Annotated in this window: 19 protein-coding genes, 2 tRNA genes and 1 pseudogene; 9 read left to right on the forward strand and 13 right to left on the reverse strand. The window is 72.8% G+C overall.

The features are described from left to right. Positions 1–5: 5 nt before the first annotated feature. The gene (locus tag MMF93_RS15050) at positions 6–668 is read right to left on the reverse strand and encodes a pentapeptide repeat-containing protein (RefSeq protein ID WP_242751783.1); all 663 of its coding nucleotides are present in this window, start codon (positions 666–668) and stop codon (positions 6–8) included. Positions 669–888: 220 nt separating this feature from the next. Between MMF93_RS15050 and MMF93_RS15055 the strand changes: the two genes are divergently transcribed. From MMF93_RS15055 to MMF93_RS15070, 4 genes are all read left to right on the forward strand, one after another. Next, entirely contained in the window at positions 889–1,974 is a 1,086-nt protein-coding gene (locus tag MMF93_RS15055; protein ID WP_242751785.1) for a zinc-binding dehydrogenase, read from the forward strand. A gap of 49 nt (positions 1,975–2,023) precedes the next feature. Then, positions 2,024–2,812 (forward strand): endolytic transglycosylase MltG, encoded by a 789-nt coding sequence (gene mltG / locus MMF93_RS15060; RefSeq protein WP_242751787.1) that lies wholly within the window; start codon positions 2,024–2,026, stop codon positions 2,810–2,812. 124 nt (positions 2,813–2,936) lie between these two features. Then, positions 2,937–3,080: a hypothetical protein gene (locus MMF93_RS15065; RefSeq protein ID WP_242751789.1), complete on the forward strand. Its 144-nt coding sequence runs from the start codon at positions 2,937–2,939 to the stop codon at positions 3,078–3,080. Between the two features lie 47 nt (positions 3,081–3,127). Then, on the forward strand, positions 3,128–3,334 hold the full coding sequence (locus MMF93_RS15070) for a hypothetical protein (RefSeq protein WP_242751791.1): 207 nt from the start codon (positions 3,128–3,130) through the stop codon (positions 3,332–3,334). A 165-nt stretch (positions 3,335–3,499) separates the two neighbouring features. Here the strand turns inward: MMF93_RS15070 and MMF93_RS15075 are convergent, their stop codons facing one another. Both MMF93_RS15075 and MMF93_RS15080 read right to left on the reverse strand, forming a co-directional pair. After that, entirely contained in the window at positions 3,500–4,216 is a 717-nt protein-coding gene (locus MMF93_RS15075; protein WP_242751793.1) for a DNA alkylation repair protein, read from the reverse strand. A gap of 401 nt (positions 4,217–4,617) precedes the next feature. After that, positions 4,618–4,717, reverse strand: a tRNA-OTHER gene (locus MMF93_RS15080). Between the two features lie 1,030 nt (positions 4,718–5,747). Here MMF93_RS15080 and MMF93_RS15090 point away from each other — a divergent pair. Beyond that, positions 5,748–6,035, forward strand: a pseudogene (locus tag MMF93_RS15090) (site-specific integrase); the annotation flags it as partial. Between the two features lie 375 nt (positions 6,036–6,410). Beyond that, entirely contained in the window at positions 6,411–6,563 is a 153-nt protein-coding gene (locus tag MMF93_RS15095) for a hypothetical protein (protein WP_242751797.1), read from the forward strand. A gap of 218 nt (positions 6,564–6,781) precedes the next feature. Here the strand turns inward: MMF93_RS15095 and MMF93_RS15100 are convergent. Next, positions 6,782–6,858: transfer RNA gene (locus tag MMF93_RS15100), tRNA-Thr, on the reverse strand. Between the two features lie 171 nt (positions 6,859–7,029). Here MMF93_RS15100 and MMF93_RS15105 point away from each other — a divergent pair. From MMF93_RS15105 to MMF93_RS15115, 3 genes are all read left to right on the forward strand, one after another. Next, positions 7,030–8,163, forward strand: coding sequence for an ABC transporter ATP-binding protein (locus MMF93_RS15105; protein ID WP_242751800.1), 1,134 nt, complete (start codon positions 7,030–7,032; stop codon positions 8,161–8,163). A 336-nt stretch (positions 8,164–8,499) separates the two neighbouring features. Then, positions 8,500–8,946, forward strand: a complete 447-nt coding sequence (locus tag MMF93_RS15110) for a flagellar hook assembly protein FlgD (RefSeq protein ID WP_242751802.1) — start codon at positions 8,500–8,502, stop codon at positions 8,944–8,946. Between the two features lie 102 nt (positions 8,947–9,048). Beyond that, positions 9,049–9,768: a nucleotidyltransferase family protein gene (locus tag MMF93_RS15115; protein ID WP_114016199.1), complete on the forward strand. Its 720-nt coding sequence runs from the start codon at positions 9,049–9,051 to the stop codon at positions 9,766–9,768. A 232-nt stretch (positions 9,769–10,000) separates the two neighbouring features. Here the strand turns inward: MMF93_RS15115 and MMF93_RS15120 are convergent, their stop codons facing one another. The 9 genes from MMF93_RS15120 to ispD form a co-directional block, all read right to left on the reverse strand. Next, positions 10,001–12,166 carry a DoxX family protein gene (locus MMF93_RS15120; RefSeq protein ID WP_242751804.1) on the reverse strand — a complete coding sequence of 722 codons (2,166 nt, stop codon included), beginning with the start codon at positions 12,164–12,166 and terminating at the stop codon, positions 10,001–10,003. Between the two features lie 144 nt (positions 12,167–12,310). Beyond that, positions 12,311–13,237, reverse strand: coding sequence for a 23S rRNA (guanosine(2251)-2'-O)-methyltransferase RlmB (gene rlmB, locus MMF93_RS15125; protein WP_242751806.1), 927 nt, complete (start codon positions 13,235–13,237; stop codon positions 12,311–12,313). Between the two features lie 251 nt (positions 13,238–13,488). Beyond that, positions 13,489–14,889: a cysteine--tRNA ligase gene (gene cysS, locus MMF93_RS15130; protein WP_242751808.1), complete on the reverse strand. Its 1,401-nt coding sequence runs from the start codon at positions 14,887–14,889 to the stop codon at positions 13,489–13,491. Between the two features lie 78 nt (positions 14,890–14,967). Beyond that, the gene (locus MMF93_RS15135) at positions 14,968–16,314 is read right to left on the reverse strand and encodes an MFS transporter (RefSeq protein ID WP_423835433.1); all 1,347 of its coding nucleotides are present in this window, start codon (positions 16,312–16,314) and stop codon (positions 14,968–14,970) included. Beyond that, a complete protein-coding gene (locus tag MMF93_RS15140; protein WP_423835608.1) occupies positions 16,311–18,089 on the reverse strand; it encodes an ABC transporter permease subunit in 1,779 nt (592 codons plus the stop codon). The genes MMF93_RS15135 and MMF93_RS15140 overlap by 4 nt, the downstream gene beginning before the upstream one ends. Before the next feature lie 154 nt (positions 18,090–18,243). Beyond that, complete coding sequence (locus tag MMF93_RS15145; RefSeq protein ID WP_242751810.1) at positions 18,244–19,848, reverse strand: ABC transporter substrate-binding protein; 1,605 nt, start codon at positions 19,846–19,848, stop codon at positions 18,244–18,246. Between the two features lie 27 nt (positions 19,849–19,875). Further along, on the reverse strand, positions 19,876–20,469 hold the full coding sequence (locus MMF93_RS15150) for a GNAT family N-acetyltransferase (protein WP_242751812.1): 594 nt from the start codon (positions 20,467–20,469) through the stop codon (positions 19,876–19,878). A gap of 745 nt (positions 20,470–21,214) precedes the next feature. Then, positions 21,215–21,688, reverse strand: coding sequence for a 2-C-methyl-D-erythritol 2,4-cyclodiphosphate synthase (ispF, locus tag MMF93_RS15155; protein ID WP_242757582.1), 474 nt, complete (start codon positions 21,686–21,688; stop codon positions 21,215–21,217). A gap of 55 nt (positions 21,689–21,743) precedes the next feature. Further along, positions 21,744–22,523, reverse strand: a complete 780-nt coding sequence (gene ispD, locus MMF93_RS15160) for a 2-C-methyl-D-erythritol 4-phosphate cytidylyltransferase (protein WP_242751814.1) — start codon at positions 22,521–22,523, stop codon at positions 21,744–21,746. Positions 22,524–22,680 lie beyond the last annotated feature (157 nt).

The raw sequence follows: 22,680 nt of genomic DNA on the forward strand, positions 1-22,680 counted from the left end.
TCCTCTCAGTCCTCCACCCGCACGCCGAGCTGGGCCGCGAATGCCGGGGCCAGCTCCATCAGTTGGCCCGAGCTGACGACCGCGCCCGCCAGACTGCCCACCCCCGTGGCGATGTCCAGCTCCGTCGCACCGCGCAGGTCCACGTTCTTGAACCGCGCCTGGTGGAACTCGACCCGGCGCAGCACGCAGTCGCGGAACGCGACCCGTTCGAGTGAGGCACCCCCGAAGTCGGGCTCGGTGAGCACACACCCCTCGAACGTGACGTCCGTCAGCCGGGCTTGGCGCAGGTTCAGGTAGTCGATCTTCCCGCCCCTTACCAGCACCCGGTTCAGCCGCGCCCCGTGCAGCTGGACGCCGCCCAGCCTGGCATCCCGCAACTCGACGTCGCGCAGCTCGCCACCCGCGAGGTCCGTACCGACCCCCCACACCCCTTCGAGCACCGAATCGATCACCCTGAGCCGCGCGAGGCGCGCCTCGTCCAGCGCGCAGCGGTACATGCCCACGTCCAGCAGCGTCGCCCCGCCGCCGTCCGTCCCGCTCAGGTCGAGCCCCTCGAACCGCACTCCGTCGTAATCCCCGTCCGGCTCCAGCCCCGCCCCGTCGAAGGGCCGCAGCTCGGGCAGAGTGACCTGGGGAAGCCGCGCTTCCCGTACCGCTGATGTCGCCATCCCCCCATGCTGCCCCCGCCCACTGACAACGCCGGCCGACGCGGGCCCCCCGTACGACGCGGGCCCGCGGACACAGGGCGGCTACGACGCGGGCCCGCGGGCACAGGGCGGCAGTTGACCTGAACCTCACTTCAACTTGCAGCATCAACGGGTATCGACGGGTCGGCCTCGCCGCCACGGCCGGCGCCGACCGCAGCCGCCCACGGGAGGAGCACCCACCATGTACGCCGCACGCCTGCACGCCTTCGGTCCGCCCGAGAACCTGACGTACGAGGAGGTCCCCGACCCGCTCCCCGGTCCGGGCCAGGTACGCATCCGCGTGCAGGCCTCGGGCGTACACCTGCTCGACGCCACGCTGCGCGCCGGCCGCCGTCTCGGCCCCCTGCCCCTGCCCGAACTGCCCACCGTCCCCGGCCGCGAGGTCGCCGGAACCGTCACGTCACTGGGCGAGGGCACCGACGCGGGCTGGCTCGGACGCCGCGTCACCGTCCACCTGGGCGCGGCACCCGGCGGCTACGCGGAGCTGGCCGTCGCCGACGCCGCCGCCCTCCAGGCGATACCCGAAACGCTCACCCCCGCCCAGGCCGTCGCCATGATCGGCACCGGGCGCACCGTGATGGGCGTCCTGCGCGGTACCGATCTCGGCCCGGACGACACCGTCCTGGTCCTCAGCGCGATCGGCGGGATGGGCGCGCTCCTGACCCAGTACGCCAAGCACCGCGGCGCCCACGTCATCGGCGCGGCCGGCGGCCAGGACAAGACAGCCGCCGTCAGCCGCCTCGGCGCGGACCTCGCCGTCGACTACACCCGCGCCGACTGGAGCGAGCGCATCCGCGCGGCGTACGGCGAACGCCCCGTACGCCACCTGTTCGACGGCCCGGGCGGAGTGCTCGCCCGCACCGCACTCGACCTCCTCGCCCCGGGCGGCACGCACCACGCGTACGGCGGCTCGTCCACGCTGCTGTCCGTCGTGAACGGCCCGTCCACGACGGACGCCCCGCCCGCGACGGACGCCCCGACCACGGCGGGCCGCCCGTCCACGCACACGCCGGGCGACGACACGGACGGCTCCTCCACGCAGACGCCCGGCGCCGAGGAGGCCGCGGCGCGGGACCTCACCGTCCGCCCGCTCGATCCGGCGTTCATCCAGACACACAAGCGCGAACTGGAGAACGAGTCGCTGACCCTCGCGGCCGACGGCGTCCTGACCCCCCTCGTGCACCCCTTCCCCCTCGCCCAGGCCGCGGCCGCCCACCGGGCGCTGGAGACGCGGGGAACGACGGGCAAGGTGGTACTCGTCCCATAACTGGCGGTCGGCCTCCCGCGGGGCGCGCCGCTGGCTTAGCGTTCCTCGTATGACCACCAGGACCGCGAAGCGACGACGCCGGCTCGCCGGGGTGGCCGCCCTGTGCGCGCTCGCCGTGGCCGCGGCCGTCGTACTGTTCCGGCAATACCAGCAGGAATGGGCCACGACGCCCCTCGTCGTCTCCGAAGGGCATCGCGCCGCGCAGGTGTACGAGGCGGCCGACGAGGCGCTCTCCGTATCGGCAGGGACGACGAAGAAGGCCGCGGAGCGCGCCGCCCGCGCCGGGAAACTCAAGCTGCCCGCGGCGGCGAAGGGCAACCCGGAGGGCTACCTCTACCCCGGCACGTACACCGTGCGGTCCGAGACGACCCCCACGTCGCTGGTGGCCTCCATGACGAAGACCGCGCGCAAGCGGCACGCGGCGGCACACGTCGACGACTACCCCACCCTCGTCGTCGCCAGCATCGCCCAGGCAGAGGCCGACAACTACACGGACATGACGAAGGTCGTCCGCGTGATCAAGAACCGCATGGCGCGCGACATGCCCCTCCAGATGGACTCCACCATCAACTACGCCCTCGGCCGCTCCACCCTCAACACCTCACTCGCCGACACCCGCATCGAATCCCCCTACAACACCTACCGCCACAAAGGTCTGCCTCCGTCCCCGATCAACAACCCCGGCCGCGAAGCCCTCAAAGCCGCCACCTCCCCCGCCGACGGCGACTGGCTCTACTTCGTCACCGTCAAACCCGGCGACACCCGCTTCACCGACGACTACGAACAGCACCTGAAGTGGGTGGAAGAGTTCAACGCGGAACAGCGCAACGGCACGTAACCCCGGCAGACGCCACCATGGCTGAATGACAACGCCCTACCGAACGGGTTCTGTACGGGGCGGCGAAGATACCGCTACAGTAAGGGCTCTCACTTTCTCCGACGGAGAAGGAAAGGAGGAAACCGTGCCGATCAACCAGATCAACTGGAGCAGCCCGAGCGTCAAGAGCCTCGTAAGGGGTGACGCGCTCCACAAGTGGCGAGAAGCTGCCGGAATGGCCGGATCCCTCACCTTCTCCACCCCAGGAATTCCCTTCCTGACCGTGTGAACCACGCAGTGCGCGCCCGGCCCGTGCACACACGGGAGGCGAGCACGATGTTCCTTCAAATCCTTGAAGCCCTCGGCACCTTCTTCGGCGGCCTGGGCGCCCTCACCGCCGCCACCACCCAACTCCTGACCTTCCTGAAGAAGAAGGAAGACGAGCGGGGCGGCGCGTGCGCCTGCGCCGACGCCTGCGCCGACGAGTCGAACGACTGGATGATCCCCCTGGGCCCCGTCCCCCACTTCGCCCCGGCGGCGTGACGGCACATGCTGATTTCCGGCCCTACGGAAAGCTACCGCAGGGCCGGAAAGGATTGACACGCAGGGCACCACATCCGTATTACATGTAATTACACGCGATTACACAGGATTACACGCGGAACTTTCCACGTCGCCCGTCAGAAAACGCGACTCCCCATCCCCTCCCTACCGCGTCTTCACGAACCGGGCACGCGCGTCCGGCGGCAACCGCTCAACCGCGTACCGCACAGTGATCCGCGGCAGCTCGGTCACATTTCTGTCCAGGAAATGCACCAGCACTTGCTCATCCCTGCGGCCGATCTCCCTCAACATCCACCCCGACGCCTTGTGGATCAACGGCTCCGGGTCCCGGCGCAACCGGTGAACGAGCCGCAAGGTGGGCTCGAAGCGGCCGGCCCGGATCAGCGCCAACGTGGCCACCACGGCGATTCTGCGGTCCCACAGCCACGCCGACCCGGCCAGTCCGTCCAACACCTCCAGCCCGTCCCCCGAGTCGTCCGCCGGGCCATCCAGCAGCCAGGGCCCCAGCACGACGTACGCGGAGCCATCCACCAGGTCCCAGTTGTCCACGCAGTCGGTACGCGCCAGATAGAAATCGACCAGCGCCCTCCGCTCTCCACCGCGCGCAGTGCGCACCTGCTCGGCCAGCACGAGCAGACCGGCGAACCGCTCCTCGTGCACGCGACTGCGCAGCAGGACATCCACGTCCTGCTGCGCCAACTCCCGATACCCGTGCGCCAGCTTGCGCATCACCGGAACGCGCACACCGAGCAACTCGTCATCGGTCGGCGGCCGCAGCACCCGCACCAACTGCGCCCGAATATCCGGCTCCGCCAGCCCCCTCAACTCGGACCGCAGCTTCTCCAGGGCACCAGTCGTCATACGGCCGGACGCTACCGCGTGACGCCGACGCCCCGGCGCAGCGGACAGGCCACGGTCCGACGCGACCGGGCCTTACGGCCCGCGTCCCGCTGCCCAGCCCGCCCCGCGCATGCCAGTTGAGACGCGGAGGACAGCGCCGCGCTCGACGGGTTCGCCGACGACGGCGCAGGCCGCACGTGCTTCTTCTGCGGCCTGCGCCGTCGGCGGCGGGTGAGAGCGAGGATCGAGCCGACCCCACAGCGCCGCCCCCTGCCCTCGGTGGCCCAGCTACAGATGAAGAACAACCGGGGGAGGACCCTAGCCGGAAGCGATCGCTTCCGTTGCCGTACGTCGCTGCCGTGAGGCAACCGCGGAGGCCCACCCGAATCACCGGGGTCGACATCTGACCTGCATAAACAAGCTGGGGCCGCCTGTCGGATTCGAACCGACGGCCTTTTGTTTACAGGCTGTGGAGAGGTCGGTCAGAGGCGGTCATGGGAGACGCTTCCGGGTGCGGGCGGCGGGCGGCGGGCGGCGGGCGGCGGGCGGCGGGCGGCGGGCGGCGGGCGGCGGGCGGCGGGCGGCGGGCGGCGGGCGGCGGGCTGAACGCCATCGGCGGTTACTGGGGTTGCTGTACCACGCTGCTGTACAGCCAATCCGGCAGTACCGCGTGTTGGCCCGTGCTCCCTGTTGTGCACCATCCGCGCCCTTGGTGCGCTCTCCCACGGCACCACGCCCCATCGCACGGTTTCAGTTGGGGGTTGGCCGACGCAGCTAGGAGGGGGACAACGCATGGGTTCTGTGAGCCAGTGGGCGAACGACACCTTTGGTGAACTCGCATGCGAACTCGCTGACATCATCCCAGCCTGCCTCGTACGTACCCATGACCGTGCCCGAGACTGCCATGAGGCGGTCCGCACCCAAACCCTTGAGGCATACGGCAATGGCTTGTACGCCGCGCAGTTTGAGGAGTTGGCTCAAGGACTCGCCCCCTACGGAGAACAGCTGCGCCTCCGCGGTCGCACCGTCATGCTGGTGAAGGGCCGGTTGCTCTATCCGCTGTGCTACGACAAGCGGGACGTACCAGTGACGACCGCCCGACTACGCAACTCTTATGGACTCCGAGCTGAGTTGATCCGGGAGTACGGTCCCACACCCATGCAGCCAGAACTCGATCTGGGATTGGATGAGCCGCGGGAGTCCAGGACCATCCCGGAGCTACTGAGGCGTGCCGACGTGGAGGGTCTCGTGCTCCTGCCCTACGCCTGCTCGATGGAACGAGGGGTGATGCGCGCAGAGTGGGGCACAGCCGAACTCCCCCATGGGAGCCGTGACCTCATCTGGCATCGGCACGACCCCCTGTTGCCGAACCACTCGTAGCCCAGGCCGTGATCAGGCCGCAGGGGCTAGTTGCGCAGTTGGGCTGAGTGAATATGGGGACCGCTGACAGACGGCAGGATGTTGTGGTGTCCTTTGGTGACCACTCATTACCGGTCGCGGAGCTTTCACGCGAGACGCCACGTACTTGCAGAGAGACTGCTCGACCGCTCAACTCACCACCCGCTACGGGACACCGATCGAGCCCGGGAACCTCACCCGTGCCTCCGCCGTCCGCATCCGCCAGGCCGGCGTCCGCGCGATCCCGCTCCAGAACACCCGGCACACCACCGGTTTGCTCCTCGTCGCAATGAAGGTGCACCCCAAGGTGGCGCAGCGGATCTTGCGCCACTCCAAGTTCACGATGACCTTCGACGTGTGCTCGGAGGCCAGTGAAGAGGAGATCCGCGCAGCGCTGCAACGGCTCTCCCGCGGCTTCGGCCAGAGTCCCGGAGAGTCGTAGAGGTCTGTGGCGGCCCTGACGGTTGCCGTAGGCACCGCATCGTGTGTGGGCCGCGTTCCTCGCATGGGAAACGGGACTCCCGCGAGCGAGGGTCCACACAGGAATAGCCCGCCACGCCACCCTGCGGAGCCTCTCGCTAGCGAAATGACGACTGTCCACCACATTTGGCCACCCGCCCCCCGGCACCTCCGCCTTGCCGTCCCTCAAGCGTTTCAACGACCGGCCTCGAGCTGTCACTTCGAGGGAGTTGCGCGGCTAACCCTCCGCTGTCACATCCTCAGCACGTCCATCGGGGCCCCTGCGCAAATCCGCAGGATTCACCCCACGAATACGTGCGTGGCGTCGTCTCACGCACTCGACATAGGAGGAAACCGGATGGGCGAACGCTCGGACGTACACGAGGCCATGACCGCCGCGACAGCGGCAGGTCTCGCGCTGGTTGTCACCGTGCCCAACCCCGGGCTCGCCGCACCGCTCACGCTCGCAGCCACCGTGGCGATGCTGGTGATCACCACTCTGCGGAGGTGACGCCTCAGCCCTTCCCCGGCTGCGCCGGCGACTGTCACCTGTGAGGGGTTGCCTCGCCCGCAAGCGGACGGGGCGGCCCCGTAGACAGCGAAGTGAGCAGCCCGACAAGCCGTAGCGGCCCGTAGCGATCATCCCGGTTGCCATACTCCGCTGCTGTACGGCACCACAGAGGCCCCGTACCGAACCTGGTACGGGGCCTCTGACCTGCATAAACAAGCTGGAGCCGCCTGTCGGATTCGAACCGACGACCTTCTGTTTACAAGACAGATGCTCTAACCAGCTGAGCTAAGGCGGCAGGGGTGTGCTCTCGCTCGTGCAGTGTACCCGGCGGTGGTTCGGGCTGGTCGGACTACTGACAAAAGACGGATCAGAGGCTAGCGTCCTGGCCAGGTCCACGCAGTGGACTACACCTCCCCCTTTACGACGGATCGTCCGGCACGTACCTGCCGGTGAAGGAGAAGAGAACATGGCCACGGTCACGTACGACAAGGCGACCCGGGTGTACCCCGGGGCGGAGACGCCCGCCGTCGATCAGCTCGAGATCGAGATCGAGGACGGCGAGTTCCTCGTCCTCGTCGGACCCTCAGGATGCGGAAAGTCCACGTCACTGCGGATGCTCGCAGGGCTGGAGGACGTCAACGAGGGCAACATACGCATCGGTGACCGGGACGTGACCCACCTTCCGCCGAAGGACCGGGACATCGCGATGGTCTTCCAGAACTACGCGCTGTACCCGCACATGTCCGTGGCCGACAACATGGGCTTCGCCCTGAAGATCGCCGGTGTGCCGAAGGCCGACATCCGCAAGAAGGTGGAGGACGCGGCCAAGATCCTCGACCTCACCCAGTACCTGGACCGCAAGCCCAAGGCGCTCTCCGGCGGTCAGCGGCAGCGTGTCGCGATGGGCCGGGCCATCGTCCGCGAGCCGCAGGTCTTCCTCATGGACGAGCCGCTGTCCAACCTGGACGCGAAGCTGCGTGTCCAGACCCGTACGCAGATCGCGGGTCTCCAGCGCCGGCTCGGCATCACGACGGTGTACGTCACGCACGACCAGGTCGAGGCCATGACGATGGGCGACCGGGTCGCCGTCCTCAAGGACGGGCTGCTCCAGCAGGTCGACAGCCCGCGTCACATGTACGACCGTCCCGCCAACCTCTTCGTCGCGGGCTTCATCGGCTCCCCCGCCATGAACCTGGTGGAGGTCCCGATCACCGACGGCGGCGTCAAGTTCGGCAACAGCGTGGTGCCGGTGGAGCGCGACGCCGTGAAGGCCGCAGCGGACAAGGGTGACAAGACGGTCACGGTCGGCGTCCGGCCCGAGCACTTCGACCTCGTCGACGGCGAGAGCGGCGGCGACGGCGACAAGAAGCTCTCCAAGGGCGAGCACGCGGGTGTCCCGGTGACGGTGAACGTCGTCGAGGAGCTCGGCGCCGACGGGTACGTCTACGGCACCGCCGACATCGGTGGCGAGAAGAGCGATCTGGTGGTCCGCGTCTCGGGCCGCAGCGTTCCGGAGAAGGGGACCACGATCCACGTCGTGCCGCGCGCCGGCGAGTCCCACGTCTTCGCCACCTCCTCCGGCGAGCGTCTCAGCGACTGAGCGCAGTGCAGTAGTTGAGAGGCTCAACGCCTCGCGCCTCAGCATCGCCGCTGTTCGCGGTGGATCGACGAAGGGCCGCGACGGGTTCACCACACCCGTCGCGGCCCTTCGCCGTCGCCGCCCCGCCACCACGCCCGTCACCACGCCCGTCACCACGTCCGTCGCCGCCCCCGGACACCGCCCCGTCGCCCCCGCCGTCGGCCCGCCTCAGCGCCGTCAACGTGCGGCCCGCGCCTCACCCTTACGTACGGCGACACTCGAACAACTCATGCATGTCGTCCCCCGAAGTGGTGACACAATGTCGCCAAATCACTACCTGTCGCTACCATCGCGGACGTGAACCACGCAGCCCGCCGTATCGGCCGATCCCTCGCCCTTGTTCTCCCGGTCGTGCTCGTTCTGTCCGGGACACTCGCCGTCACCCGCGTCCCATGGGCCGCCTCGCCCTCGGACACGCAACTGCTCACCGCCTCCTCGCACGAGGCGTCGTCGCGGGACGCCTCGACGCCCGCCTCGCCTCCCGCGTCCTCGACCGGGCGAGAGCCCCAGGACGCGCTCCGCGACCGGCTCATCGCCGAGTTGCAGGAGCAGGATCCCGGGGTGGCGCTCAGCAGTCTGCAGCGCGCGATGACGCGCAAGCCGTCGCTCGCCCGGCACTGCACTTCGCTCGCGCGGGCGCTGGGCAAGGCAGCCGTCCACAAGTACGGCGCCCAGCGGGCGCAGCGCTTCTCCCGTCCGGTCTGCGACACGTCGTTCGCGTACGGGGTCGCCCAGATGGGCTGAGGCCCCCGTAGAACCCAGCAGAACCCGGCAGAACCCAGCAGAATTCGGCAGAGCCCGGCTGCGCCCAGCAGCGCCCTGCGCCGCGCGCATAGGGTGCGGCACATGACCCAGCATCCGACCCAGGCCGTGATCCTCGCCGGTGGGCAGGGATCACGGCTTCGGCCGTACACCGACGACCGTCCGAAGCCGATGGTGGAGATCCCCGGCACGGGAGTGCCGATCATCGGCCACCAGTTGGCGTGGCTCGCGGACGAGGGCGTCACCGATGTCGTCGTCTCCTCGGGTCACCTCGCCGAGGTGCTCGAGGAGTGGCTCGGCAAGGCCGAACTCCCCTGCCGTGTGACGACGGTGACCGAGCCCGAGCCGCTCGGGCGTGGCGGCGGGCTGAAGTTCGCGGCGCGCTCCCTGCCGCGGCCGGACGAGCCGTGGTACGCCACGAACGGTGACATCTGGACGCGCTTCTCGTTGCGCGAGATGGCCGCGTTCCACGCCGAGCGCGATGCCACGGCCACGCTGGCGCTGGCCCGGCCGCGTATTCCGTGGGGCGCCGTGGAGACGGACCAGTTCGGTCACGTCCTGGACTTCATCGAGGCGCCGCCCTCCCCGTATCTGATCAACGCGGGTGTCTACGTCTTCGCGCGACGCTTCGCCGGGCTGCTGCCCGAGCGCGGTGACCACGAGCGGACCACTTTTCCCCGGCTCGCCCGCGAGCGGGCCCTGGCCGGTTACCCGCTCCCCCAGCGTTCGTACTGGCGGGCCATCGACACCGCGAAGGACCTGACGGAGGCGGCCAAGGAGCTCGCCGGCGAGCACGGCGGCTGACACGCGGCGACGGCGCGGCGGGCGCGCCACCGGGCGCAGGCCACAGACCACGGACTGCGGAGCACAGACCGCAGACCGCAGAGCTCAGGCCGCAGAGCACAGACCGCACATGTGGGAGGCCGCCGGCTCCTCCTCGGGATCTCGCGATACCCGCGGTGGAGCCGGCGGCCTCCCACATGTGCGGAGCAGACCGCGGCCCCCCACATGTGCGGAGCAGGCCGCGGCCTGCGCGTCAGTGGCCGCCCAGCAGGCCGCCCAACGCGCCGCGTCCGCCACCGCTGCCGCTGCCCCCGCCGGAGGCGGAGGTGCCGCCGCCCGAGCCGGACGACGAGGTGCCGCCGGAGGGGGAGGACTGGCGGGAGAGGCCGTTGCCGGTGCTCCCGCTGCCCGTCGTCGCCTGGGGCTGCTGCGGCTGCTGTTGCTGCTGCGGCGGTGCGGTGGTGCCTTCCTGGGCGCCGGGGGCCGTGGTGCCCTGCTGGGCGCCCTGGGACGTCCCCTGGGTCCTGCCCTGGCTCGGGGTGGACTCCGGGCCGCTGGTGGCCCGGCCCTCGCCCGGCCGGGTCTCGTCCCGGGATCGGTCGCGGTCCTTGCCCTGGGTGTCCGCGTCCCCGCGCCGGCCGTTCGCGCCGCCGTCCGGCCCCTGCGTGGCCTGGCCCGTGCCGGCGCCCTCGCCCGGGGTCCGCGGCATCGGCGAGCCGGGCAGCCGGTTGGTGGGCGCCTCGTCGCGGCCCGGGAGCGTGGTCGTCTGGGAGGAGCGTACGGCGCTGCCCAGCAGCGAGCCGACGAGCAGGGCGAGGCCGACGATCACCGAGGCGACGAGGGTGCCCCGGCGCAGCACGCGGCGGCGCAGGTCCCACAGGGAGACGCGGGGGCCGAGCTTGCGCCAGGCCTCGCTCGCGAGCCTGCCGTCGACGGAGAAGACCGGGGCGCCCGCGATGATCAGCGGGCTCCAGGCGGCGAGGTAGATGATGTCGGGCGCCTCGTACGCGGGGACCGAGCTCCAGCTGACCGTCATCAGGAGGGCTGCCGACAGGAGCGCGCCGAGGCCGGCGGCGACCCGCTGCCACAGTCCGAAGATCGTCAGTACGCCGACGATCACCTGGAGGAACGCCACGGTGAGTCCCGCGCCGACCGGGTGCGCCAGGGCGAAGTCACGCAGCGGGGAGGCGATCGTCCACGGTTCGAGGGAGCGCAGCCAGGTGACCATGGAGCCGCGTTCGCCGCCGTCGAAGTAGACGGGGTCGCACAGCTTGCCCATCCCGGCATAGACGGTGATGAAGCCGAGGAAGACGCGCAGCGGGAGGAGGACGACGCCGAGGTTCATGCGGCGCCCGGGGTAGTAGGCGTGCCGCACGCCGTCGCGGCGCCGTCGTCCTTCGGTGTCCTGGCCGCGGTCCTCGGCGGCCTCGTCGTACGGCCCGGGGTAGCCGATCGTGGCCAGGGGGCCCGTGTCGGCGCCGTCGTGGGGCCCGTGCGGGCCGGCGGGCGGACCGACGGTGCCGATCCGGCCGGTGTGCCCGGCGGAGCCGCCCTGCCGGCCCTGCTCGCCGTACGCGCCGTACGTGTCGTACGCGTCGGAGTCGCCGGATGCGCCGTGCTCGCCGTCGAAGGCGCCGCGCGCCGGGCGTACGCCCTTGAGCAGCGGTTCGCCCTGGGGTGGCAGCGGCGCGCCGCCGGGTGGGACGGTCCTGCCGCTCTCGGACGGCTGGGGGCCGCGGGGCGGGCCGACGACGGTGGCGGGTCCGCCGCCCGCGCCACCGCGCGGGGGCGCGCCGTCGACGCGGGGGAGCGTCTGCGTGGACGAGGGGTCGGTCTCGGTGCCCGCGGGCCCCGCGAAGCCGACGAGCCCGGCGGTGCGGGCGGCCTGGATCACCTTCGTGGCGCCGGTGTCGTCCGGCTCGGCGCCGCCGCTCCAGACCACGGGCGTGCGGCGACGCCCCGCCCGTGCGCCGGCGGGTCCCGCGACGCCGGAGCGGCGGGAGCCGGCGGCGACCGGCAGCGGCTCGGTGTCCTCGAACGCGGCGCCGTGCCCGAGGCCGCTTCCCGCACCGGGCGCACCGGCCGCTCCCGCACCGGCCATTCCCGCGCGGGCCGCCGGGGAAGCGGCGCCGACGGGGACGGCGGTGGCGGGCGTGAGCGACGCGGCGGAGGCCGCGGACGCCAGGGCGGCGCGCGCGGCTACGGAGGAGGAGTACGCGGCCGGCGCCGTCGAGGACGCGCCGAGCCGTACGCGGAAACTCGCGTGATTGACGACCACCTCAGCGGGGTCGGACGGGACCTTGACCGTGCTCAGCACCGGCTCGTCGTCGAAGAAACCGCGGGGGCTTCCCCCTGGGCCGTGCCCAGAGCCGCGGCCCGAAGCGCCGGGTGCGCGGGGTGTTCTGGTGTCCACACTCATCTAACCGAGTGACGGACGGTTAGGACACTGCCTTGACCGCGCCGATCTGTCGGAGGCCCGTCAAGTGATCATCGGCCCCGGCGGCCGCCGGGGCCCGCGCCCCGCGCCGGCGACGCCCGGCGCCGGTGGTGCCGCGCGCCCGGATCAGGCGCGCCGCCGTGCCGCCTCGTAGAGGACGACGCCCGCCGCGACACCCGCGTTCAGCGACTCGGCGCCACCCGGCATCGGGATGCGCACGCGCAGGTCGCACGTCTCCCCCACCAGCCGGGACAGCCCCTTGCCCTCGCTGCCGACGACGACCACGAGCGGACCGTCGAGCGCGGCGACGTCCCCCAGTTCGACGTCACCGTCCGCGGCAAGACCGATCACCGTCAGGCCCGCCTTCTGGTACGACTCCAGCGCACGGGTGAGGTTGGTGGCGCGCGCGACCGGCGTACGCGCCGCGGTGCCGGCCGACGTCTTCCACGCCCCCGCCGTCATCCCCGCCGCACGGCGCTCGGGAACGACCACGCCGTGCCCGCCGAACGCGGAGGCGGAGCGGACGACGGCGCCCAGGTTGCGCGGGTCGGTCACCCCGTCGAGCGCGACGATCAGCGGGTCCTCGCCGAGGTCGAACGCGGCGGCAGCCAGGTCCTCGGGGTGCGCGTACTCGTACGGCGGCACCTGGAGGACCAGGCCCTGGTGGTTGAGGCCGTTCGTCATCCGGTCCAGCTCCGGCCTGGGGGCCTCGACCAGCCGGATGCCGCCCCGGTCACCGGCGAAGCGGACCGCCTCGCGGACCCGGTCGTCGTTGTCGATGAACTGCTGGACGTACAGGGCGTTCGCCGGGACGCCCTCGCTGAGGGCCTCCACCACGGAGTTGCGGCCCACGACCAGTTCGGAGGTGCCCTTGCCGCCCCGCGGGCCGCCGCGCTGCGGACGGCCCTGGGCACGGCGCGCCTTCGCCTGCGCGGCGCGCTGCTTGGCGTGGCCCTTGCGCATCTCGGCGGGCGGCGTCGGGCCCTTGCCCTCCAGGCCTCGGCGGCGCTGTCCACCGCTGCCGACCTGCGGGCCCTTCTTCTTCCCGGGCATGGGTACCTACCTTGCTCACGTTGGCTCACGTTGACGGTGCGGGCCGCGGCCACGAGGCGGCGCGCGGTGCGGAGCGCGCCGCGGGTTCGCGGGCGCGCAAGTGGTGGGGTTCGGATGTACGTACGGCCTGTCAACGGTACCGGTAGTCGGGCCCGGGTCCCGCCTCGCTCACGTTCCCCGCTCACGCGGAGTCCGCGCGCGGAGCGGGCCCGGCCGGGCGCTGCCATCCGGGACCGCCGCCGCGGGTCCCCTCAGTCCCCGGTCAGTTCCCAGCGGGGGCCCGAGGGGGTGTCCTCGATCGTCAGGCCGGCGCGCTGGAGGTCGTCGCGCAGAGCGTCGGCCGCGGCGTAGTCCTTGCGCTGCCTGGCGGCCTGCCGCTGCTGGAGCACGAGGCCGACCAGCGAGTCCACCACGGAGTGCAGGCCGGCGCCCTCCTGCTGCCCACCGCCGGACCACGCCGGGTCGAGCGGGTCCATCCCCAGGACGCCGAGCATGGCCCGCACCTCGGCGACCGCCGTGGCGACGGCGGCCTTGTCGCCCTCGCCCAGCGCGGCGTTCCCCTGCCGGACGGTGGTGTGGACGACGGCCAGTGCCTGCGGTACGGCGAAGTCGTCGTCCATGGCCTCGGCGAACGCGTCGGGGACGGGTACGTCCTGTGCCACGTCGCCGATGAGCTCGGCCCCGCGCTGGAGGAAACCCTCGATGCGGGCGAACGCCGCGTCGGCCTCGCGCAGGGACTCCGGGCTGTACTCGATGGTGGAGCGGTAGTGCGGGCCTGCGAGGTAGTACCGCAGGACGAGGGGGCGCCACTGCTTGACCATCTCGCTGACCAGGACCGAGTTGCCCAGCGACTTGCTCATCTTCTCGCCGCTCATGGTGACCCAGGCGTTGTGCGCCCAGTAGCGGGCGAACTCGTCGCCGAAGGCGCGGGACTGGGCGATCTCGTTCTCGTGGTGCGGGAAGACGAGATCGACACCGCCGCCGTGGATGTCGAAGGCGCGGCCGAGGTACTTGTGCGCCATCGCGGAGCACTCCAGGTGCCAGCCGGGGCGTCCGGGGCCGAAGGGCGTCTCCCAGAACGGTTCACCGGGCTTGGCGGCCTTCCACATGGCGAAGTCGCGGGGGTCGCGCTTGCCCGTCTCGCCCTCGCCCGCCGGCTGGCGGAGGTTGTCGAGGTCCTGGTTGGACAGGCCCAGGTAGGCGGGGAAGGAGCGGACGTCGAAGTAGACGTTGCCGTCTGCGGTGTAGGCGTGGCCGCGGTCGATGAGGACGCGCATCATCTCGACCATCTCGGGGATGTGTCCGGTGGCGCGCGGCTCTCCCGTGGGCGGCAGGCAGCCGAGGGCGTCGTAGGCGGCGTTGAAGGCGCGTTCGTTGGCGTAGCCGATCGCCCACCAGGGGCGTCCCTGTTCGGCGGCCTTCACGATGATCTTGTCGTCGATGTCGGTGACGTTGCGCACGAACGTCACCGCGTAGCCGCGGTAGGCGAACCAGCGGCGCATGATGTCGAAGTTCAGGCCCGAACGGATGTGCCCGATGTGCGGGGCGGCCTGCACGGTGGCGCCACACAGGTAGATCGAGACACAGCCGGGCTCGAGCGGGCTGAAGTCGCGGATCTGCCGGGCGCTGGTGTCGTACAGGCGAAGAGTCACGGGGTCAAGGGTAGTAGCCCGCCGCGGGCCTCCGTGCCCCTCCCGGGAAGGCGCCCGTCCACCGGCTCCCTCGCCCGCTCAGCACGCTCGGCCGGCGGCGTCGCGCACCCGCACCGCGCGCCCCGCGGCGACGCCCAGCACCGGGACGCACACCAGCGCCGACCAGACGGCGGCCGGGCCGAGACCCGCACCGATCAGGGCCCCCGTCGCGGCGCTGCCTCCCAGCACGACAGCGCCCGCGGCCGACGAGAGGGCGCCCATGCTGAAGCCGAGCCGCTCCTCGGCCACCAGTTCGGTCACCAGGGCGCGGGCCGCGGGGACGGCCAGCATCTGGCCGAACGTGAGCGCCAGCACGTAGACCGCGGCCGGTACCAGACCGGCCGCCCCCGTCAGGCCGAACGGCGCGAGGGCCGCCACCGTCAGGAAACCGGCCGCCACGACGGCCAGCCCCGCGCACAGTGCCGCACGGTGGCTCATCCTCTCCCCCACCGCCCGGGTGACGGGCAACTGCGCGCACACGACGAGGAGCGAGGAGAGCGCGAACAGCCACCCGAGGGCACCCTGCGATCCCGTCGCCCGTACGACCTCCTCTGGCAGGGCGAGATAGAGCTGGTTGTAGGCGAGGAGGTAGGTGCTGTAGGCGAGGCAGAGAAGGAGGAAGGGACCGTTGCGGACGGTGGCCCGCAGCGCGCCGTCGCTCCGCCGGGGTGGCGCCGCGGAACGGTGCGCGCTTGTCGCGGCGCCCCGCACGTCTCCCGCCGCCGGCTCGGGCCGGCCGCGCGGCATCCAGTGCCAGTGGCCGGCCAGGACGGCGACGAAGACGAGCGCGCCCGCGAAGGTGGCGGTGCGGAAGTCGGCCAGCAGCAGGAGGGAGCCCAGCAGCGGGCCGAGGAAGGCGCCGGCCTGCCCCGAGGCGGAGAAGACCGCGAGCGTGCGGGCCCGCGGATGCCCGGTGGCCTGCTCGTGGCGTACGGCCTGGCGCGCGGTCTCCGACTCGACGGCGGGCGAGAAGAGCGCGGCCGCGAACCCGACGCACAGCACCGCCGCGATCACGGAGGCGGTCTGCTGCGCGTACCCCAGCCACAGGAACCCGGCGATGCGCAGGACGCACCCGGCCAGCACCACCGGGCGCGGCCCGTACCGGTCGGTGAGCGCGCCCCCGACGACGAACAGCCCCTGCTGGCTGAACGTCCGCAGCCCCAGCACGAGGCCGACCAGCCAGCCCCCCATGCCCAGCGCCCCGCCCAGGTGCTCGGCCAGGTAGGGCAGGACGGCGAAGAACCCGATGTTGAACGCCAGCTGCGTGGCGGCGAGCAGCCGTACGAAGGGCGGCAGTGCGCGGATGTCGGCCAGCGAGCCCAGGGAGGTGCGGGGACGGCCGGCGCCGCGCCGCGCGGACCGGGTGCGGCGGCGCACCCGCGTCACGGGACGTCACCCTCGCGGGGCGCGCGCGGTGCTCGGGGCGCCCTGGTTCCGCGCGCCGTGGAGGTCAGCGCCCCTGCCGCCACCGCCAGCACGCCGACCACGGCGAGGCCCGCGGCGGGCGCGAGGACGGCCCAGGGGGCGCGCTCGGCGTACGGCATGTTCTCCGAGAGCATGCGGCCCCACTCGGGGGCGGGCGGCTCCGCGCCGAGACCCAGGAAGCCGAGGGAGGCGAGGGCGAGGGCCAGCGCGGGGACACGGAGGAGGGCGTGACGCACGACGGGGGGCAGCACGCCGGGCAGTACGTGGCGGCGCAGCAGGTGCCACCGTCCCGCGCCGAGCGCGACGGCGCCCTCGACGTGGGCGGCGGCGCGCTCCTGCTCGTACAGCGCGGCGGTGTGGGCGGCCAGCGGCGCCCAGGCGACGACGGCGACGGCCGCGGCCGCACCGAGGGCGCCAGGTCCTGCGATGCCCGCGACGACCAGCCCGGCGATGACCGGCGGGAGGGCGTTGACGACCTCCCGCAGGCCCTCCGTCCAGCGCGTCAGCACCCCGAGCGCCGCCCCGGCGACGAGGGTGACGGCAGCGACCGCGACGGCCGTCAGCGCGGTACGGGCGGCGCCGTGCCCGATCCTGGCGAGGACGTCGCGGCCGAGCGCGTCGGTGCCCAGCGGGTGCGCCGCGCCGGGGGCGGCGAGCCGGGCGGCGGTGTCGACGTGCAGCGGGTCGCGGGTCATGCCGTAGCCGACGGTGGCCACCAGCAGGGCGGTCAGGACACCGGCCGACCAGGCCAGGGCGCGGGAGGGAGGCAGGTGGGGGCGGCGGAGCGCGGGCAGCGCCCCGGCGTCCAGCGCGGGGCCGAGCGCGGCGCGCCGCACGCCCCGCACCCCTGCGCCGACGGCAAGGCCCAGCGCGAGGAGCAGCAGGACACAGGCCTGGAGGACGGGCAGATCCTGGGCGAGGGCGGCCTTGAGCGCCGTCCCGCCGAGCCCCGGGATGGCGAAGAGGGTCTCGACGGCGACGGCACCGCCGGTGAGGCCGACGACGACGAACCCGAACTGCGGCAGCAGCGGCGGCAGTACGCGGCGCAGCGCGTGCCGGGCGAGGCGCACGGGCGGGACGCCGTAGGCGACGTTCGTGCGGACCCACTCCTCGGCGAAGGCGCCGGGCAGCGCGTCGTCGAGCAGCCGTCCCAGCAGGGCGCCCGCGGGGATGCCCATGGCGAGCGCGGGCAGCACGGCGGTGGCCACCGGGTCGTCGCCACCCCAGCCCAGGGGCGGGAACCAGCCGAGCCGCACCGCGAAGAGCGTCGCGAGGACGGCAGCGAGCAGGAACTCGGGCAGCGCGGCCAGCACCGCGCCGAGCGCCCCGGCGCGTGCGGTGGGGCGCCTGCGGCCGGTTCCGCGCGCCCCCGCCGCCAGGGTGCGGAAGCCGAGCGCCGCCGCCAGCAGCACGGCGACGGCGAGGGAGACGCCCATGAGCGTCAGGGAGACACCGAGTGCCGCGAGCACGTCGGGGCCCACCGGCTGCCCCGACACCCACGAGGTGCCGAAGTCGCCGTGCGCCACCCCCGCGGCCCAGTCGGCGAGCAGCCGCAGCGGCCCCGCGTCCAGTCCGGTCTCCGCGCGGATGGCGGCCAGCGCGTCGGGCGTCGGCGCGCGGTCGGCGTAGCGCGCGTGCAGGATCGTGCGGGCCGGATCCGTGCGCGTCAGCCAGGGCAGCAGCCCGATGACGAGGAGCACCCCGAGCGCGGCGAGGACCCGCCCCGCCCAGACCAGCAGCCCCCGTACGGGCCGGACGGGGAGCCGTCGTCCCACCGGAGCCCGCCGACCGCGCGCGGCCCCGGAGGGCGTACGGCCGTTCCCCGGAACGCCCGTTCCCGTGCTGCCCTCGGCCACCGAGGGGTCCGTGCCCACGCGTCTCACGCGCGGCTCACCCGCGGTGGGTGTCGGCGGTGACCAACGTGCGCTCCATCGGATCGAGGGAGACCCCCTCGACCTCGTCGGCGACGCCCTGGATGAAGCGCTCGTGCAGCAGCGGCACCACAGCGTCCGTCCGCAGGATCTTCGCCTCGGCCGCCACCTCCGCACGCTGCCGGGCGGCCGTGTCCTCGGTACCCGCCGCCTTGCTGACGGCCTCGTCGACGTCCTCGTCGCACAGCTGCGACATGTTGAACGAGCCCTTGCAGGTGAAGTCGGACTCCATGTACGAGACCGGGTCACCGGTGTCGAGCAGCGTGTTGCGGGCCTGCACGAAGACGTCGTACTTGCCCGCGAGCGCGTCCGCCTCCATCCGCGCGTAGTCGCGCACCACCTGCTTGACCTCGAACCCCGCCCTCTCGAACTGCTGCTGGAGCGCGGTGACGACCTCCGGCAGCTCGGGGCGGTTGGTGTAGGTGGCGAGCGTGATCTCCGGCGCCTTCTTCACCTCCGCCCTGGAGGCGGCCTTCGCCCGGCCCTCGACCGGCACCCGCTTGTCCCGCGCCCACTTCACACCGGGTCCCAGCAGCCCCTCGGGCTCGTCCGCGTACCCCTCGTAGACGCTCTTGATCAGGGCCTTGCTGTCGATGGCGGCACGGGCGGCGGCGCGCAGGCGCGGATCCTTCAAAGGCCCGCGCTCGGTGTTCATGTACAGGCTGTTGGTCCGCGCGGTGGGCACCTCGTGCACCTGGCTCTTCTCCAGCACCGACGCCTGCGAGACCGGCACGTACTCGGCGATGTCGGTGCTGCCCGCCCGCAGCGCGTTGGCGCGGGTCGTCCCGTTCGCCGTGAACGTCACGTCCACGCCGGACGCCTTCGCGCTGCCGCCCCAGTAGCCGTCGTAGCGGTCCAGCTTCGCGCGGACCGTCCCCTCGACCTTCGTCAGGGCGAACGGGCCCGTCGCGTGCCCCGCGACGGTCACCTTGTCGCCCTTGCCGTACGCCTGCGGCGACAGCACCGCCAAGGAGGGGTTGGCCAGCCGCTGGGGCAGCAGCGCGTCCGGCTCGCTGCTGGACACGGCGACCGTGTCCGCGTCCTTCGCCCGCGCGGACAGCTTGCCCGCGTCGCTGAGCACGCGCGGCTGCGGGGAGGCCTTCGTGGCCGCCGTCAGAGAGCGGGCCACCGCCTCGGCGGTCACCTTCTTCCCGTCCTGGAACCTGGCCTTCCGCAGCTGGAACGTCCACGTACGGTCCCCCCGCGAGGACTCCCACGACGTCGCCAGCGCGGGCTTCGCCTCGCCCGAGGAGTCCAGCCTGGTCAGCCCCTCGATGACCGACAGCCTGCTGAGAGTGACCGCGTCGTCCCCGTACGGGGACATCGCCTGGGCCGGCGGGAACGCCATCGAGACCCGCAGCCGGTCACCGGACGAGCCGCTGTTCCCGCCACCGCAGGCGGTGAGCGTCAGCGCGCCGACGACGGTGAGGAGTACGGCGGTCGGCGGCGCCGCCGCGACGGTACGGGGGCGCGCCTCGGCGGCACGGCGGTTCGGCCTGGCGGCACGGCGGTTCGGCCTGGCGGCGCGGCGGTTCGGCCTGGCGGCGCTGCGTATGTGGGGCATGGGTCGGACTCTATCTGGAAGCGATTTTCAACAAGCGGTGGCGGTCAACGGGACACCCGCGGGTTCGCCCGCGGGCTCGCCCGCCGAGGGCGCCGGGACGGGCAACGCGAAGTGGACGATGCCCTGCCCGCCGCCCGGCAGCTCCCGCTCGTCGCACACGACCGTCGCCAACGACCGCCAGAACGGCTCGGCCCCCGGCACCGCCGGATCCGTGTGCAGGTAGACCGCCTCGTAACCGCCCACCTCCGCGACGAACGCCGACAGCTCGCGCACCATCGCCCGGGCGATCCCGAGACGGCGGTGCGTCGGACGCACATAGATCCTGCACAGCTGCGCGGTGCTCCGCGACGGGAAACGCTCCGCCACCCACGGCGGATTCGGCGGCGCCTGCGGGCCCTGGTCACGGACCGCGCCCGTGCCCACGACCTCGCCGCTCACCTCGTCGACCGCGACGAGCAGCGTACGGCGGCGAGGGCGCAGATACGTTCCCTCGATGTCGATGATGTCCCGGTGCCAGCGCGGCACGTACCCCGACCGCAGATCGCCGTAGACGGTGTCCAGCATGACGCTGCGCGCGGCGTCGACATCCGCTGAGGCGGCGGTACGCAATACGTAAGACATCACCTCAACTGTAACTGCGACCCTGTCGCAACAACGCACCCACCGCAACGGGGGTCGCCGGGCACGCCCGGCGACCGACGGCCGGCGTCGGCCGTCCGTCGCGTACGTCCGCCGCGCCTGTGCACCCGCGCGATGGGGCGTGCACGCCCCACGACAGACGACCGGCGGCGGCCGGGCCGCGCACCCCGCGGCAGACGGCTGGCAGCGGCCGGCGCAAACCGCCGAGCACGTGCGTCGTGGCTCACCGCCGCCGCGGCGGAAAAGGCGGCCCCGCCGCAGCAGCAGGAGGGAGCGTGGCTTCCCGCCGCAGCAGCGGAAAGGAGCGTGGCTCATCACCGCTGCGGCCGAAAGGAGCGTGCCCCCTCGCCGCAACAGACAGCTGGCAGCGGCCCGTGCAAACCGCCGAGCACGCGCGTCGTGGCTCACCGCCGCCGCGGCGGAAAAGGCGGCCCCGCCGCAGCAGCAGGAGGGAGCGTGGCTTCCCGCCGCAGCAGCGGAAAGGAGCGTGGCTCATCACCGCTGCGGCGGGAAGGAGCGTGCCCCCTCGCCGCAACAGACGGCTGGCAGCGGCCCGTGCAAACCGCCGAGCACGTGCGTCGTGGCTCACCGCCGCTGCGGCGGAAAAAGGCGGCCCCGCCGCAGCCGCGGGAAGGAGCGTGGCTTCTCGCCGCAGCTGCGGGGAGAGGGCGCGTGCCCTCCGTAGCGGTGTGGGGGCGGGTCTGCCCGTCGTCGGTGGTGGGTCGGGTTAGGGGGTGGGGAGGACGAGGGCGGTGGCCAGGGCCGCGAGGCCCTCCCCGCGGCCGGTGAGGCCGAGCCCGTCCGTGGTGGTGCCCGCGAGGGAGACGGGCGCACCGGCGGCCGCGGTCAAGACCGCGGCCGCCTCCGCACGGCGCTTGCCGATCTTCGGGCGGACGCCGATGACCTGGATGGCGATGTTGCCGATCTCGAAGCCGCCGTCGCGCACGATGCGCGCGGCCTCGGCGAGGAGGGTGACGCCGGAGGCGCCGGACCACTCGGGCCTGCCGGTGCCGAAGTGGGTGCCGAGGTCTCCCAGGGACGCGGCGGAGAAGAGTGCGTCGCACGCCGCGTGGGCGGCCACGTCTCCGTCGGAGTGCCCGGCGAGACCGTACGGTTCGTCCTCCCACAGGAGGCCGCCGCACCACAGCTCGCGGCCTTCCTCGAACGCGTGCACGTCGGTGCCGATGCCGACGAGGGGCAGCGGGGGGCGCGCGGCGTGCCCGGCGGCGCGGGCGGCCGCGTGTGCGGCGGTGTGCTCAGTACTCAACGTTCGCCTTCCTGCGTGCCAGTACCGCCTCGGCCAGAACCAGGTCGAGGGGGCGGGTCACCTTGAAGGCCTCCTCGTGGCCGCGCACGACGACGACCTCGACGCCGAGCCGTTCGACCATGCCGGCGTCGTCGGTGGCGCCCTCGCCCTCGGCGGCCAGCCGGGCGTGTGCCTGGGCCAGGATCGTGCGGTCGAAGCCCTGCGGGGTCTGCACGGCGCGCAGGCGGGCGCGGTCGGGGGTGCCGGTCACGGGCTCGGGTTCCGCGTCGGTGCGGGGGTCGACCTGCTTGACGGTGTCGGTGACGGGCAGCGCGGGCACCACCGCGGGCGCGCCGTCGCGTACGGCGGCGACGACGGCGTCGACCGTCTCGTGCGGGACCAGGGGGCGGGCCGCGTCGTGGACGAGCACCGTCTCGACGGTGTCGGGCAGCGCGGCGAGGCCGAGCCGCACGGAGTCCTGGCGGGTGTCGCCGCCGGGTACGACGGCGACGCCGGTCAGCTCGTGCGCGTCCAGCAGGGAGCGGACCTCCGGGGCGCCGTCCGGCGGCGCGACGACGACGACCAGTCCGACGGTGCGGGCCCGCGCCGTCGCCCGGACCGCGTGGATGAGCATGGGCGTACCGCCCAGCTCGCGCAGCGCCTTGGGCGCTCCCGGGCCGAGCCGTACGCCCCTGCCGGCGGCGGGGATCACCACGGCCGTGCGGGGGCCGGCGTCACCCGTGGGACGCGGATCAGCGGAAGGGGCGGAGTCTGTGGATTCGATTGACATCGGTAGCGCGTTCAGGGTTTGTGTCCTCAGCCGGGGTGGGTATGGCCAGGGGGTACCCCGACCGTAGGTTGGAGGTAGTGCCGGGCGCGACCACTCGATCGGGCCCTTCCGTGAACACCGGTCGAGTGTGCAGCCCGGGCCCGGCACGCAAGAGACG

Origin of the sequence: Streptomyces tubbatahanensis, from assembly GCF_022699385.1 — a bacterium.
GTDB lineage: Bacteria > Actinomycetota > Actinomycetes > Streptomycetales > Streptomycetaceae > Streptomyces > Streptomyces diacarni.

Excerpts from the sequence above, each read along its gene's own strand:
- mltG (WP_242751787.1), top strand. The coding sequence starts at position 2,024 with ATGACCACCAGGACCGCGAAGCGACGACGCCGGCTCGCCGGGGTGGCC.
- rlmB (WP_242751806.1), bottom strand. The coding sequence starts at position 13,237 with ATGCCCGGGAAGAAGAAGGGCCCGCAGGTCGGCAGCGGTGGACAGCGC.
- MMF93_RS15050 (WP_242751783.1), bottom strand. The coding sequence starts at position 668 with ATGGCGACATCAGCGGTACGGGAAGCGCGGCTTCCCCAGGTCACTCTG.
- ispD (WP_242751814.1), bottom strand. The coding sequence starts at position 22,523 with ATGTCAATCGAATCCACAGACTCCGCCCCTTCCGCTGATCCGCGTCCC.
- MMF93_RS15145 (WP_242751810.1), bottom strand. The coding sequence starts at position 19,848 with ATGCCCCACATACGCAGCGCCGCCAGGCCGAACCGCCGCGCCGCCAGG.
- MMF93_RS15055 (WP_242751785.1), top strand. The coding sequence starts at position 889 with ATGTACGCCGCACGCCTGCACGCCTTCGGTCCGCCCGAGAACCTGACG.
- MMF93_RS15115 (WP_114016199.1), top strand. The coding sequence starts at position 9,049 with ATGACCCAGCATCCGACCCAGGCCGTGATCCTCGCCGGTGGGCAGGGA.
- MMF93_RS15105 (WP_242751800.1), top strand. The coding sequence starts at position 7,030 with ATGGCCACGGTCACGTACGACAAGGCGACCCGGGTGTACCCCGGGGCG.
- MMF93_RS15150 (WP_242751812.1), bottom strand. The coding sequence starts at position 20,469 with ATGTCTTACGTATTGCGTACCGCCGCCTCAGCGGATGTCGACGCCGCG.
- MMF93_RS15070 (WP_242751791.1), top strand. The coding sequence starts at position 3,128 with ATGTTCCTTCAAATCCTTGAAGCCCTCGGCACCTTCTTCGGCGGCCTG.
- MMF93_RS15120 (WP_242751804.1), bottom strand. The coding sequence starts at position 12,166 with ATGAGTGTGGACACCAGAACACCCCGCGCACCCGGCGCTTCGGGCCGC.
- MMF93_RS15075 (WP_242751793.1), bottom strand. The coding sequence starts at position 4,216 with ATGACGACTGGTGCCCTGGAGAAGCTGCGGTCCGAGTTGAGGGGGCTG.
- MMF93_RS15095 (WP_242751797.1), top strand. The coding sequence starts at position 6,411 with ATGGGCGAACGCTCGGACGTACACGAGGCCATGACCGCCGCGACAGCG.